General features: G+C 49.3%; 12 protein-coding genes. 7 read left to right on the forward strand and 5 right to left on the reverse strand.

The annotated features are described in order from the left end of the window. Positions 1–20: 20 nt before the first annotated feature. Together ACTHUR_RS01465 and ACTHUR_RS01470 are read right to left on the reverse strand one after the other, a co-directional pair. On the reverse strand, positions 21–2,783 hold the full coding sequence (locus tag ACTHUR_RS01465; RefSeq protein WP_004520833.1) for a TonB-dependent receptor domain-containing protein: 2,763 nt from the start codon (positions 2,781–2,783) through the stop codon (positions 21–23). Between the two features lie 385 nt (positions 2,784–3,168). After that, positions 3,169–3,630 (reverse strand): c-type cytochrome, encoded by a 462-nt coding sequence (locus ACTHUR_RS01470; RefSeq protein ID WP_004520832.1) that lies wholly within the window; start codon positions 3,628–3,630, stop codon positions 3,169–3,171. Between the two features lie 132 nt (positions 3,631–3,762). On the opposite strand from ACTHUR_RS01470, the gene ACTHUR_RS01475 reads away from it, so the two are divergent. From ACTHUR_RS01475 to ACTHUR_RS01500, 6 genes are all read left to right on the forward strand, one after another. Next, a complete protein-coding gene (locus ACTHUR_RS01475; protein ID WP_049335582.1) occupies positions 3,763–4,587 on the forward strand; it encodes an SDR family oxidoreductase in 825 nt (274 codons plus the stop codon). 113 nt (positions 4,588–4,700) lie between these two features. Continuing rightward, a complete protein-coding gene (locus ACTHUR_RS01480; RefSeq protein WP_004520830.1) occupies positions 4,701–5,174 on the forward strand; it encodes a Fur family transcriptional regulator in 474 nt (157 codons plus the stop codon). Continuing rightward, positions 5,162–6,091, forward strand: coding sequence for a CobW family GTP-binding protein (locus tag ACTHUR_RS01485; protein WP_003682934.1), 930 nt, complete (start codon positions 5,162–5,164; stop codon positions 6,089–6,091). The genes ACTHUR_RS01480 and ACTHUR_RS01485 overlap by 13 nt, the downstream gene beginning before the upstream one ends. 97 nt (positions 6,092–6,188) lie before the next feature. Then, the gene (locus tag ACTHUR_RS01490) at positions 6,189–7,244 is read left to right on the forward strand and encodes an ABC transporter permease subunit (RefSeq protein ID WP_039862485.1); all 1,056 of its coding nucleotides are present in this window, start codon (positions 6,189–6,191) and stop codon (positions 7,242–7,244) included. Positions 7,245–7,280: 36 nt separating this feature from the next. Continuing rightward, a complete protein-coding gene (locus tag ACTHUR_RS01495) occupies positions 7,281–8,321 on the forward strand; it encodes an ABC transporter permease (RefSeq protein WP_004520828.1) in 1,041 nt (346 codons plus the stop codon). Between the two features lie 110 nt (positions 8,322–8,431). Next, positions 8,432–9,112 carry a sulfite exporter TauE/SafE family protein gene (locus tag ACTHUR_RS01500; protein ID WP_003680951.1) on the forward strand — a complete coding sequence of 227 codons (681 nt, stop codon included), beginning with the start codon at positions 8,432–8,434 and terminating at the stop codon, positions 9,110–9,112. Between the two features lie 86 nt (positions 9,113–9,198). Here the strand turns inward: ACTHUR_RS01500 and ACTHUR_RS01505 are convergent, their stop codons facing one another. From ACTHUR_RS01505 to xseA, 3 genes are all read right to left on the reverse strand, one after another. Further along, on the reverse strand, positions 9,199–10,008 hold the full coding sequence (locus tag ACTHUR_RS01505; RefSeq protein ID WP_070695372.1) for a sulfite exporter TauE/SafE family protein: 810 nt from the start codon (positions 10,006–10,008) through the stop codon (positions 9,199–9,201). A 1-nt stretch (position 10,009) separates the two neighbouring features. After that, a complete protein-coding gene (gene pssA / locus ACTHUR_RS01510; protein WP_004520826.1) occupies positions 10,010–10,789 on the reverse strand; it encodes a CDP-diacylglycerol--serine O-phosphatidyltransferase in 780 nt (259 codons plus the stop codon). A gap of 123 nt (positions 10,790–10,912) precedes the next feature. Next, positions 10,913–12,262 carry an exodeoxyribonuclease VII large subunit gene (xseA, locus tag ACTHUR_RS01515; protein ID WP_049344148.1) on the reverse strand — a complete coding sequence of 450 codons (1,350 nt, stop codon included), beginning with the start codon at positions 12,260–12,262 and terminating at the stop codon, positions 10,913–10,915. 181 nt (positions 12,263–12,443) lie between these two features. On the opposite strand from xseA, the gene lpxK reads away from it, so the two are divergent. Further along, a complete protein-coding gene (gene lpxK, locus ACTHUR_RS01520; protein ID WP_049335618.1) occupies positions 12,444–13,454 on the forward strand; it encodes a tetraacyldisaccharide 4'-kinase in 1,011 nt (336 codons plus the stop codon). Positions 13,455–13,514 lie beyond the last annotated feature (60 nt).

A 13,514-nucleotide genomic window follows, 5' to 3' on the forward strand; every position in this document is an offset into this window, starting at 1 on the left:
AAGAATGCTGATGGATAGGTTTAGAACTTATAACTGATGGTAAACAGCAAAGTCCTGCCGCGCGCATAGTTATTCAAGACGGAGCGTGTCGTGCCGCCATATTTGCCATTGCATAAACCGTTGGCATCGCATTCGACTTCCTCATCATCTAAACCACCTTTTCTTTCAAATACGCTGAAATAGCGCTGGGTTGCGGCATCGTTTGCGGAATCCAGAGGATCGATATAGCGCTTATTGAACGCATTTTGAATGTCGAAACGAAGGATAAGGTTTTTCTTCGGTTCATAATTGGCATAGAAATCAAAAATCAGCGGCTGTCTGTTGATGCTTTCTGTTTTTTTGATCACCCTTCTGCCCATTTGGTGTGAAGAGTAGGTATTGGCACCGGTTGTCCCGTCAACAAATTCCTCCTCAGTCGTCGCCCGTGTACTTTTGCCGTAATAGCGCATAATGCCGCCGATAGTCAATTTATTGCCCAACCATCGGGACCCTAATTCAAACCGACCGTAATCTCGGGGTAAGCGGGAAATTTTGCTTAAGCCGTAGCCTTGTTTGATTTGGTCTTCTTTAGAAGAGTTGCGGGGCGATTCGCTGGCATCGCTATAATTGGTCGGCTGGTTGGTTTTTTGATATGCGTAAGACAGGGTTGTAAAAAAGCGGCCGAAATCATAGTTCATTTCCACTTCCAAACCATTTTTATGGACAGGTTTGGCGTAGTTTCGATGCTGGATAGAGTATTGCAGGCCGGTACTGGTTACCCAGCTGGGTGCTTTATCCAAATCCCACCATTTGCCATAAACATTGTGGATATAGTTGTTTATCCTGCTGCGATAGGCGACCAGTTTGAAACCCAATACATCGTCCGGCTTGAAAATCCCTTTTTTGAAGGTATTGAAGCCTATTTGGTAAGTATTGGCCTGTTCCGGCTTGAGGGCGGTATTGACGCCTGAGTCGCCGATTTGTGAAAAATACATTTCTTGAATATTCGGCATTCTATGCGTACGCGAATAGCTGATAAACGGCATAAAGTAGTCGTTGACATTGATGTTTAATGCCACCGAATGGTTTACCGCATGCTTTTTACCGGATTTGGTATAAACCGGTTCGTAAAGGTCGCAGCTTGGCGTGCAATGCTGTTTATAAATTTCAGAATCTTCTCCAAATGCTTTTTTAAAGTCTTCTTGGGTATTGAAGTAGTCGGTATATTCGCCCTTGTAGCGGTAGTTGACCATATTGGCGCTGTAATTCAATTGATAAATGCCTTTTTTCAAGGAAGTATCAAAATAGAACGTATTGAATTTTTGCTGGCCTGAAGGTTGCAATATGGTTGATTTTTGAGGAAATATTCCTTTGTCTCCTTTGAAACGGCCTAAAAAGCTGTACAGGCCGGCATCTTGATCCGGGCCGTCGTAAAACAGGCTCAGCTCTTCCGGAAAGCGGTTTTTACTGTATTGGTTTTTAAAGAAATTGAAACCGACGGTAGCTTTTAAATCTGTTTTTTGGGGAAGTTTGAAAGAAAAGCTGTTGTTGATATCCAAAAGATTGGCTGTGTTTTTGGTTTCCAAATAATCAAGCAGCCCCCATCCTGAAAAACGTGAGTTTTTCGGATATTTTTGTTTTCCCAAATTATGGGCGGCCAACACGTTTAAATCGACATAATCGCCAATGTTTAAGTTGTAATTGGCTTGGTAGTTGCGGTTTTCTACTTTGCGGCTGCCGATACGGTTGTTCATGGTACGAAGCTGAAGGTCCAGCTTGTTGTTGTCGTTTTCGTATTCCACTTTGACCAAATGGCTGTTTGAGCGTTGTTGCAGGCTGGTAGGATCGATTGGGGTCAGATCCCATTGCGGTGCCAAATTCTCTTTCCAGCTTCTTTCCAAGTCATCGACATAATCTCTTTGCAAAACCTCAGGATCGTTATATTTTTTGGAGAAAGGGTAGTCCCAATAGCTTTTACCGACCGCATTGCGCTTGGAAAAGTCACGGACCCAGAGATTTTGTTCGTGGTCGAATTTCAATAAATTGCTCTCAAAATATTCTTGTTTTTTACGATCCAGATATTCCTCGCCAAAATTGCCGATACGCTGACCGCCACCGCCTACTTTATAGTTTTGCTCGACATTACGGTGGCTGTAACCATATAACGCACCAAGGCGCGCTCCGCTGTCAAACCATTTTTGTACCGCTCCGGTTGCCATAAAGTTGCTTTTGGTGCTGTTTGTGCCGGTCAATCCTTTGGTCAAGAGGCCGAAGGTATTGTTTCCGTGTACTACATCGTCTACCCGTAAAGTACGGAAATTGGCTGTACCGGATAAGGTATTGATGCCGTTGGCACCCGAGAAACTGCCTTTGGTTACATCCACGCCGGCAATAAAATTGGGATCCAGTGCCGTACCGAATTGTGAGGAGCTGCCGCTGCGTCCGGCATCGGCAGAAGTGGAATAGAAGGTTTGGGTTACGCCGTCAACCATCGTATTGACACGTCCCAAACCGCTATCGCCACGGATATTGACCGCCAATACGCCTGATCCTTTGTCTTGTTGGGTGAAAACGCCGGGCATGCTCCGCACGATGGTATCGATGTTTTCGCTGGATTGATAAACGCGTTCACGCGAACTTTTGGCTTGGCCTTCGGTAAAAACTTTTTTCTCTTTGGCAATGTGTTTACCTTTGACTTGAATTTCATCAAGCTCTTGAGTTGAAACCTCGTCTTCTGCGTGTGCGATACTGGTTATAGCCAGTAAAGATAATGTTAGTAGATTTAATTTGAAATTCGGATTCATGATAGTTACCTCAGAAACGAAGTAGATACTTTATAACATATTATTAAACTTTACAAATATTTAGATAATGGTTTTTATTTATTAAAAAATAAAGCAGATTCTTGTTTCAGGAGATAATCCAAGCGCATATGATTAATCTGGCTGAAAAGATAAAGCAGGTCTGAATTTGAATTTGATTGGTTGAGAAGAAGGGAGATTTAATTGAATTTAAACAGCCGGAAGAAGAAAATTTGATTGCGATATGTGAACTGGGCCGTTAGTTTCAAATGAAACCGGTAAAAAACATGAAATGCAAAATATAAAGTTAATATAGAAAGATTTGAAGTCAGTTGAAGAAAAGGCCGTCTGAAAATGATATTTCAGACGGCCTTTATTGTTTTAAGCCTTATTCCGGACCGCGGAATGTGTCGTGGCAGGATTTGCAGGTTGCACCGGTTTCGCCGTAAGCGGCTTTGATTTCTTCCAATTTGCCGGTTTGTGCGGCGGCGTTGAGTTTCTCAACTGCAGCGGCAAATTTTTCTTCTTCGGCTTTGAAGGTTGCCGTGTCTGTCCAGATGGCAGGCAGGGCGCGGCCGTTGCCTTGAGGGTCGGATTCAAACAGGGTGAACGGTTTTTTGCTGTTTTCGGCGAAGGTTGCGGCGGCTTGTTTGAATTTTTCTACGTCGTAAGGCTCTTCGTCTTTGACCATTTTGCCCATGCGGGTAAACTCAGGCATCATGGATTTGAACGCGGCCGTACGGTCTTCGGAAATAGGGCCTTTAGGCTGGGAAGGCGCGCTGCTGCCGCCGCAGGCGGAAAGGGTAAGCGCCACTGCTGCCAAAGCAACAGGGAGAAAACGGGTTTTCATATGGAGTGTGTCCTATTGTAATGATATGATTATCGTTAAATTTAAAATCAGCCGGCCAAACTCTCAGGCCGTCTGATAAGGCGTTATCATACCTTAAACCCAAGTCTGAAACGAGTACAGAAAGGAAACGATATGGCAATTTTGATTACCGGGGCATCGGCAGGATTCGGCGCGGCAATGTGCCGTACTTTTGTTGCGGCAGGCTATCATGTCATTGGCGCGGCACGGCGCGAAGACAAATTGCAGCAGTTGGCAGAGGAATTGGGCGAGCAGTTTTACCCTTTGGAAATGGATGTTTCTCGTACGGAGTCAATTCAAAACGCTTTAAACAGCCTGCCTGAGCATTTAGCTGAAATCGATTGCCTGATCAACAACGCCGGTTTGGCTTTAGGTCTGGATTCCGCTGATAAAGCCGATTTTGGCGATTGGGAAACCATGATTCAAACCAATATCATCGGCCTGATTTTTCTAACCCGCCAGATTTTGCCGCAAATGGTAGCGCGCAAACAGGGCTACATCATCAATTTAGGTTCGATTGCCGGCAGTTATGCTTATTCCGGCAGTAATGTCTATGGTGCAACTAAGGCTTTTGTGCGCCAATTCAGTATGAATCTGCGCGCCGAATTGGCAGATAAAAATATCCGCATTACCAATATCGAACCGGGTTTGTGCGGCGATACCGAGTTTTCCAATGTCCGTTTCAAAGGCGACGATCAGCGTGCGGCCGAGGTTTATGAGAATGTCGAGTTTATCCAGCCGCAAGATATTGCTGATACCGCTTTATGGCTCTATCAGCGTCCGGCGCGGATGAACGTCAATTCCATCGAAATCATGCCGGTTGCCCAGACCTTTGCAGGCATGAAAGTTTACCGCGATGAGCCTGCTCCGGTGAAGGAAGAAACGTTTGAAAAACAAAGTATGTCTTTGTTTGGAAAAATTAAATCTTGGTTTAAGTAATCGGCATCAGGCCGTCTGAACGTTTCAGACGGCCTCTTTGTTATCTGAAATTGAACAAACACGTTATAATGTAATTTTTTATTAACAAGGCCGTCTGAAAGGCTGTTTCAGTTATGAACGTAATCAAACAAAAAATCTTAGAACAAGCGCAGCGCGATGGTGTGCAGGTAACCGCTTTGCGCGAGCAAGTGCTTGATATTGTTTTGAAACAAAGCGGCGTGATTAAAGCCTACAACGTTCTGTCGCAGATGCAGCAGCAAAGCGAGGGCGTGGTTGCGCCGCCGACGGCCTACCGCGCCCTTGATTTTTGGGCGGAGCAGGGCGTTTTGCACAAAGTGGCGGCGGTCAACGGCTATATTCTGTGCAGCCACGCGCAGCACGAGTGCAATGACCATTGCCATGACCACGAAGAAGCCGAAGCGCACCACAGCGCGTTTATTTTGGTTTGTACCGAATGCGGTACGGCAGATGAGCAGACCTTGAGCCAAGAATGGGCGGCCTTGCGTGCAGGCGTGGCTGAAACCGGTTTCTCATTAAAAGAAGAACATGTTGTTTTAACAGGAATTTGTAAAAAATGTCAGAAGTAAAAAAGACCAAAGTCCACCTGATTTCAGGCTTTCTCGGAACAGGTAAAACCACCGCACTCAAAAGTCTGATGGCGCAAAAAGACCCGAATGAAAAATGGGTCATCATCGTCAACGAATTCGGCGAAATCGGCATTGACGGCGCCGTCTTGAGCGACAACGGCATTCCCGTGGCCGAAATCGCCGGCGGCTGTTTGTGTTGTACTGCCGGTGCGCAAATGGGGACGACCGTACAAAAAATGCTGCGCGATGCCCAACCCGACCGCTTGATGATTGAAGCCAGCGGTCTGGCACACGCCGCCAGCGTTATCGACGAACTGAAAGCCAAACCGCTCGACAGCATGCTGGAAATCGGCGCCGTCTTTACCGTCGTCGATCCGCGCCAATTCATTAATCCCGATTACGCGCAACAAGCCTTGTATAAAGACCAAATCGGCATTTGCGACGTATTGGTCGCCAGCAAAACCGACTTGTGTACGCCGGAGCAACTGGCCGAATTTCATGATAAAGCGGCCAAGCTGTTCCCGCCTAAAGCCAAAGTGGTTGAAGTACAAAATGCGCAACTTGACATCCAATGGCTTGATATTCCCGTTGTCGAAAAATCGCGCTACCGCCTCAAAGCCCTGCCGGACAACACCATGGGCTTCCAGTCGCAAGGCTTTACTTTCCCTGCCGGACGTGATTTCGATGGCGAAAAACTGACTGATTTCTTCAACGACCTGCCTAAATTTACAGACGGTCTCGTGCGTGCCAAAGGCGTGTTCCAAGTGCTCGGTACATGGGTATGGCTGAACTGGGTGGACGGTCAATGGGGCGCAAACCAAGTTTCATGGCGCCGTGATTCCCGCTTTGAGCTGATTGCCAAATCGTTTGACGCGGATTTGATTGAGAAGAAATTGCAGGAGGCGTTGGAGAAGTAAATCATCGGCCAAACGCTTATTAATCCGTTACTATATGCCGTCTGAAGTCAGCGGTTTCAGACGGCCTTCAAATCAAAAAATAGAGGAACACTTAACCATGTGGCGTTATATCTTTCATCGTTTGCTCCTTTTGATTCCCACGTTGTTGGGGATTTTGGCGATTACCTTCGCTGTGATTCAGTTTGTTCCCGGCGGTCCGGTGGAGCAGATGGTTCAGCAGCTGACGCAGGGCGCGGTTGGCGGCGAGACGGCGGGACACAGTATGCCTGGAACTTTGGCCAAAAACGGCAACCGCATCAGTGCGGAAGATTTGGCCGCGCTGAATGCTTTGTACGGTTTCGACAAGCCACCTGTGACGCGTTTTGTGGATATGGTATGGAAATTTGCCCGTTTCGATTTGGGCGAGAGCTTTTTCCACCACCAAACCGTATTTGAGTTGGTAAAAGAGAAAATGCCGGTATCGATGAGTTTGGGTTTGTGGACGTTCTTCCTGACTTATTTGATATGTATTCCGTTGGGTATTGCCAAGGCGGTCAGGGATGGCAGCCGATTCGATACGATTACGGGGATGATCATTTTGGTCGGCTATACCGTACCGCCGTTTGTCTTGGGCTTGGTGTTGCTGGTGTTATTTGGCGGCGGCAGCTTTTTTGCCTGGTTCCCGCAGGGTGGCTTGGTTGGTGATGATTTTGATACGCTCTCTTGGGCAGGTAAAGTCAAAGATTATTTATGGCATATGGCCTTGCCGATTACCGCTTCGGTGGCAGGCAACTTGGCGGTGATGACCGTATTGACGAAAAACGTGTTCCTTGAAGAAATCCGCCGTCAATATGTTTATACCGCGCGAGCCAAGGGCTTGCCTGAGAAACAGATTTTGTGGAAGCATATTTTCCGCAACGCCATGATTCCTCTGATTACCGGTTTCCCGGCTGCATTTATCGGCGCATTCTTTACCGGAAGCCTGTTGATTGAAACGCTGTTCTCGCTGGATGGTTTGGGTTTGCTGTCTTACGAGGCAGTGATGAAACGTGATTATCCTGTCGTAATGGGTACGCTGTATGTATTCACGCTGATGGGGTTGTTGGCTAAACTGGTGTCGGATATTTCTTATTCATGGGTCGATCCGCGTATTCACTTTGGCGGACAGAAATAAGGCCGTCTGAAAATATCTTCAATCCATTATTAAAGAATGTTTCGAACCATGAAAAAGAAAAAATCTACTTCAAACCCTACTTGGCAAGCCTTTAAGCAGCATAAGCGCGGTTGGTTGGCTTTGCGGATTTTGGCCGTTTTGTTTGTCGTCACTTTGCTTGCTCCTTTGTGGAGCAACGATAAACCTTTGTGGATACGCTATCAGGGCGAGTATTTCTTCCCCTTGGTAAACGAATACAACGAAACCACATTTGGCGGCGATTTCGATACGCCTGCGGATTATCTGGATCCGCTTATCCGCCACAACATTACTTCAGACGGCAATTTTGCCCTTTATCTGCCCAATCCTTACGATGCCGATACTTTAAACGATTTTGATACGGCACCCGATCCGGCCAAACCGTCCGAACGGCATATCTTGGGAACGGACGACCGCGGCCGTGACCTGTTGGCGCGCTTGGTTTACGGTTTCCGCGATTCGCTGTTGTTTGCCTTGGTGTTGACTGTGGTGACTACCGTAATCGGCGTGGTTGCAGGCGCGGTACAGGGTTATTTCGGCGGTAAAACCGACCTTCTGATGCAGCGTTTTATCGAGGTTTGGGGCGGTATGCCGGAGCTGTACCTCTTGATTATCCTGTCTTCGTTTTTTAATCCGGGGCTGTTGATTTTGCTGGTGTTGCTGTCGCTTTTCGGCTGGATGGGCTTGTCCGACTATGTCCGTGCCGAGTTTTTGAAAAACCGTCAGACCGATTATGTTTTGGCGGCGCGCGCAATGGGCGTGGGCAACCGTGAAATCATGTGGCGCCATATCCTGCCCAACAGCTTGACGCCGGTATTGGCCTTCCTGCCTTTCCGTATTTCCGGTGCGGTACTTGCCCTGACCAGTTTGGACTTCTTGGGCTTGGGCGTACCTGCCTCACAGGCAAGTTTGGGCGAGTTGCTGGCGCAAGGTAAAGACAACTTGGACGCGTGGTGGATTGGCCTGTCTGCCGTTGCTACGCTGACGGTAATGCTGCTTTTGCTGGTCATGATCGGCGAAGGTTTGCGTCAGGCATTTGACGTACGCGCACGCAGTTAATTGCTTTTCTAAAGCGTGAAGAGGGTGGGCGGAAAAGCTTATCCTGCATTCTCAGGGCCGTCTGAAAAGTTTCAGACGGCCTCATCCATTCGTTTGAATCATTAAAAACCATGAATCAAGAAATCACATTTCTTACTCTTTTTCTGCTCGGCTTTTTTGGCGGAACGCATTGCGTCGGTATGTGCGGCGGATTGAGCAGCGCATTTGCTTTGCAGCTGCCGCCACATTTAAACCGAATCGGGCTGATTGTATTGTTGAACTTGGGGCGCATCAGCAGCTATGTCGTCATCGGCCTTCTGGTCGGCTTGGTCGGGCAGGTCGGCATTTCCTTGGACGATACGCGCGCGGTTCAAAACGGTTTGTATATTGCCGCCAATGTTTTGCTGCTTTTGCTCGGTCTGTATCTTGCCGGTATTTCGACTGCCGCAACCAAAATCGAAGGCATCGGTAAACCGATATGGAAACGCCTGAATCCTTTGCTGAACAAATTGCTGCCGATTAAATCAGTGCCTGCCTGTTTCGGCGTCGGCGTGCTTTGGGGCTGGCTGCCTTGCGGTTTGGTGTACAGCGCGTCTTTGTATGCTTTGGGCAGCGGCAATGCCTTGCACGGCGGGCTGTATATGCTGGCGTTTGCATTGGGGACCTTGCCGAACCTGCTCGCGATGGGCATATTTGCAGCGCAGTTGAAAACCTTTCTGCAAAAACGCATGGTTCGTTTGTGCGCCGGATTGTTGGTGGCAGGATGGGCGATATGGCGCTTGGCTGTATTTGCGATGGGGCAAATCGGGTAAGGTAAAAAGGTTTTATTTAGTTTGTTGTTTTGCAATTAAAAAGGCCGTCTGAAAGAATTTCAGACGGCCTTTTTCACAAGAAAGATTTAATGTATCAAATTCCAAGCCATCTTGGCGGCAATCAGCAGCAACATGATGCCGAAGGCGATTTTGAGTTTTCGGGCGGGCAGCTTGTGCGCCGTTTTTACGCCGAGTGGAGCGAAGAGGATGGTGGCAGCGCTCAATATGGCTACAGCCGGAAGATAGATAAAGCCTGCCGCGCCTTCAGGCAGGTGGGCAACATGTAAACCGTTGGCAAAATAGCCGATGGTGCCGGCAATCGCAATCGGCCATGCCAGACCTGAAGATGTGCCGATGGCGCGGTGTGCCGGAAAGTTGCAATATAGTAGAAATGGAACGGATAGCGAACCGCCGCCGATACCGACCCAACTTGAAGCCGCCCCAAAAAGCGTACCCACGGCTGTCAGGCCGTGGAGGGCAGGCAGGGTGCGTGAAGGTTTGGGTTTGGAATCGCGTAGGGTTTTGACTGCGATAAAGGCAAGAAATGCAATAAAGAAAACTTGCAAAGCCAGCGTCGGCATATATTTTGCCGTTACCGCGCCGAGGAGTACGCCAAGTATCATGCCCGGCGTCATTCGGCGGACGGTCGCCCAATCAATGGCGTGCTTTTTATGTTGGGCGTACATACTGGAGAAGGTAGTAAACACCATGACGGCAAAGGAAGTGCCGATGGCAAGATGCTGGGCATAGGGGTGGCTGCCTATGCCTTGCAGCTGCAACGCCCATAAGACAACGGGAACAATCAACGTGCCACCGCCTACGCCGAATAGTCCGGCAATAAAGCCCGCTGCGCTGCCGACGGCGAGCAGGGCAAGGATGATGTCCCAAGACCACATTTCAGACGGCCTTGTCGTGTTTGTGTGCTTTATGGCGTTTTTTAAACCAACGGATGACTGCCATCACATAACCGGACAGGCTGTAACCGAGGAAAAATAGGAAGAGGACGAGAGAAGGCTCCCAGTTGATGAGCAGCAATACCAACACGGCCAACACCATGCCCATAAACGGTACTTGGCGGCGGATGTTGATTTCTTTGAAGCTCCAAAACGGAATCTGCACAATCATGGAAATGCCGGCAAACAGGGTAATGCCCAATGCCCACCAATGCACGCCGGGGAAGCGTTCGATGCTGTGGTTGACCCAAATCAGGCCGACAATCAACGCAGCGGCGGTCGGGCTTGGAACGCCGATAAACCAGCGTTTGTCGACTTTGCCGATAAGCGTGTTGAACAGTGCCAAACGCAGAGCGGCGCAGGCGCAGTAGATAAAGGCGACGGAATAGCCGATTTTGCCAAACTGCCAAAGTTGCCATTTGTAGGCAATCAGGGCAGGCGCGACGCCGAAACTGACCATATCGGCGAGGCTGTCGAGCTGTTCACCGAATGCGCTCTGGCTGTTGGTCAAACGTGCAACGCGTCCGTCCATGCCGTCGAGCAGCATGGAAAGGAAAACTGCAATCGCCGCCGTTTCATAACGTCCGTGCATGGACTGTGTAATGGCGAAGAAGGCGCAAAACAGTGCGGCGATGGTAAAGGAATTGGGCAGCAGGTAAATGCTGTTTTTGCGGATGGAATTGCGTGGTGGAATCGGATTTTCTGTATTTTGTGAGTTGTCCATAATGTTTCCGTATATGCTGCGGGTGCAGATGAGGCATTATACCGCATTGGCAGGTTAAGGATTTTTAAAAGGCAGACATAGTTTCACTTCAATCGCATAAAGTTTCAGACGGCCTTTATTTTGTCAGTCAAACAACTCGCCCTGAGCCTGCTCTTTGGTCACGCGTACGTCGGTTTCGCCGTCGGCAAAAGTGATGTGCAGTTTCTGCCCTTGTTTCAATGTATCGGCATTGCGGATGACTTGTCCGCGTGTGTTTTTGACGACGGAGAAACCTCGCTCCAGAATATGCTGCGGCGATACGGCTTCGAGCAATGCGGCTTGGGCGATCAGGCTTTGACAGCGTTGGACAAGCAGCTGGCGGAAGGAATGCGACAAGGCCGTCTGAAAGCGGTCGATGTTGTGTTTGTAAATGGAAACATCAGGACGGCAATGTTTCAGGGTTTGGGTTTGGCGTTCAAAACGGGCGGTATGGGCACGGAGGTTTTGCGTCATCGAGTAAGACAGCGTTTGCGCCAGCTTGCTGATTGAAGCGCGCTGATCGTCAAGTTTTTGGCGCGGGTGACGGATTTGCCGCGCCAACCAGTCGAGTTTTTGGCTGGCATCGAAATAACGTTGCTCCAAAACGGTTTTCAGACGGCCTTGCGCTTGGGCTAGACGATGTAACGATTCTTGGCGGTTGGGGCTGACCAGTTCTGCCGCGCCGGTCGGCGTGGGTGCGCGTACGTCGGCGACGAAATCGGCGAGTGTGAAATCGGTTTCGTGGCCTACGCCGCTGACAACGGGAATTGCGCAGGCTTCGATGGCGCGCACAACCGGTTCTTCATTAAACGCCCACAAGTCTTCAATGCTGCCGCCGCCGCGACAGACAATCAGCACGTCACATTCGGCGCGTTGCGAAGCGGTTTTAATCGCTTGAGCAATTTGCAACTCGCTGCCTGTGCCTTGTACGGGCGTCGGATAAACGATAACGGGGATTTCGGGTGCGCGGCGGTTTAAGGTGGTCACGACATCGCGCAAAGCTGCCGCCGCCAGGCTGGTGACGATGCCGATACATTGCGGACGGGCGGGCAGAGGTTTCTTGCGTTCCGCTGAAAACGCGCCTTCCGCCTGCAACTGCGCCTTCAATCGCTCATAGGCTTCGTAAAGCTGCCCCAAGCCTTTGAGCCGCACCTCGTTCACCGTAATCTGAAATTCACCCCGCGCTTCATAAATACTGATTCTTCCTGATACCTCGATATGGTCGCCTTCTTTCAAAGGCTTCGCCAAGCGCATGGCCGCACCCTTAAACATCGCGCAACGCACCTGAGCGCGGCTGTCTTTGAGCGAGAAATAATAATGTCCGCTGGCAGCACGGGTCAGGTTGGATACTTCGCCGGCAATCCACAAGCCTGCGAGATGGTCTTCCAACAAGGCTTTGGCGAGGGCGTTGAGTTCGGATACGGAAATGGAGGAGGGCGCGAAGAGTTCGGACATTGCGAAACAGGAAAAATTTGGGAAAGTTGAATTATAAGGGTTTTAGAGCGATTCGTTGTATTCGTTTTTATGAAACTTGCGCCCTTTGTTTTAATATTATCAAAGGCGCATGTTCAGACGGCCTTGCCTGGGCGGGCTTGTGTTATATTATCGTTTGATTTTCGCTTCAAAAGCCGTGCGTATGCCCAAACTCCACCAAATTATCGAACGCCATTGGCAATCCCCCAATCCGTTTTTGTCTTTGCTGTTAAAACCATTGTCCAAGCTGTTTGCCAAAATTGCGGCGAAACGGCGCGATGATTTTGTTTCAGGCCGTCTGAAAAGCGAAAAATTGCCTGTGCCTGTGGTGGTAGTCGGCAATATCCATGCAGGCGGAACAGGGAAAACGCCGATAGTCGCTGCGCTGGTGTCGGGTTTGCAGGAAAAGGGCGTTAAGGTCGGTATCATCAGCCGAGGTTATGGGCGCAAGAGTAAGGCGGTTCATGTATTGAATACAGCCAGCAGTGCGGCAGATGCAGGCGACGAGCCTTTATTGCTGTTTCGCCAAACCGGTGCGCCGACGGCGGTAGGCAGCAGCCGTGCAGAAGCAGGCAGGGCATTGCTTGCAGCGCATCCGGAGCTTGAATTGATTGTGACCGACGACGGCTTGCAACATTATGCCTTGCAGCGCGATATGGAAATTGCCGTATTCCCGGCGGCGGATACGGGGCGGACGGATTTGGATTTACTGCCCAACGGCAGCTTGCGCGAACCTTTGTCGCGATTGGCTTCCGTTGATGCGGTCGTCGTCAGTGGCGGAAAGGCAGATGCGGCATTTAAGCCGTCTGAAAATATGTTTGTCAGCCATATTGAAACAGGGCGGATTTACCGGTTGAACAGGCCGTTTGAGAAATTGGATTTGGAAGGCTTGGGAAATCAAACCGTCGCTGCCGTCGCCGGTATCGCCAAGCCGGAACGTTTTTTCAATACGTTGCAAAGCATGAATATCGCTTTGAAACAAACCGTTGCCTTGCCTGATCATGCAGATATTACGGCCGCGGATTTACCGGACGCAGATGTGGTGATTATCACGGAAAAGGATGCAGTCAAATTTTCAGACGGCCACGGTTTGAATCATGTGTGGGTCTTGCCTGTTTATGCGATAATTGAGCCGGACTTGGCGGCGTTTGTATCCGCGAATGTTTCAATCTAAATGCTTATAGATGTTTCACAGATGTTTTAAAGATGATCTTCAAACTACGCAATAGGAGTA

Source organism: Neisseria sp. P0021.S007, assembly GCF_051956855.1.

Excerpts from the sequence above, each read along its gene's own strand:
- ACTHUR_RS01465 (WP_004520833.1), bottom strand. The coding sequence starts at position 2,783 with ATGAATCCGAATTTCAAATTAAATCTACTAACATTATCTTTACTGGCT.
- ACTHUR_RS01470 (WP_004520832.1), bottom strand. The coding sequence starts at position 3,630 with ATGAAAACCCGTTTTCTCCCTGTTGCTTTGGCAGCAGTGGCGCTTACC.
- ACTHUR_RS01475 (WP_049335582.1), top strand. The coding sequence starts at position 3,763 with ATGGCAATTTTGATTACCGGGGCATCGGCAGGATTCGGCGCGGCAATG.
- ACTHUR_RS01480 (WP_004520830.1), top strand. The coding sequence starts at position 4,701 with ATGAACGTAATCAAACAAAAAATCTTAGAACAAGCGCAGCGCGATGGT.
- ACTHUR_RS01485 (WP_003682934.1), top strand. The coding sequence starts at position 5,162 with ATGTCAGAAGTAAAAAAGACCAAAGTCCACCTGATTTCAGGCTTTCTC.
- ACTHUR_RS01490 (WP_039862485.1), top strand. The coding sequence starts at position 6,189 with ATGTGGCGTTATATCTTTCATCGTTTGCTCCTTTTGATTCCCACGTTG.
- ACTHUR_RS01495 (WP_004520828.1), top strand. The coding sequence starts at position 7,281 with ATGTTTCGAACCATGAAAAAGAAAAAATCTACTTCAAACCCTACTTGG.
- ACTHUR_RS01500 (WP_003680951.1), top strand. The coding sequence starts at position 8,432 with ATGAATCAAGAAATCACATTTCTTACTCTTTTTCTGCTCGGCTTTTTT.
- ACTHUR_RS01505 (WP_070695372.1), bottom strand. The coding sequence starts at position 10,008 with ATGTGGTCTTGGGACATCATCCTTGCCCTGCTCGCCGTCGGCAGCGCA.
- pssA (WP_004520826.1), bottom strand. The coding sequence starts at position 10,789 with ATGGACAACTCACAAAATACAGAAAATCCGATTCCACCACGCAATTCC.
- xseA (WP_049344148.1), bottom strand. The coding sequence starts at position 12,262 with ATGTCCGAACTCTTCGCGCCCTCCTCCATTTCCGTATCCGAACTCAAC.
- lpxK (WP_049335618.1), top strand. The coding sequence starts at position 12,444 with ATGCCCAAACTCCACCAAATTATCGAACGCCATTGGCAATCCCCCAAT.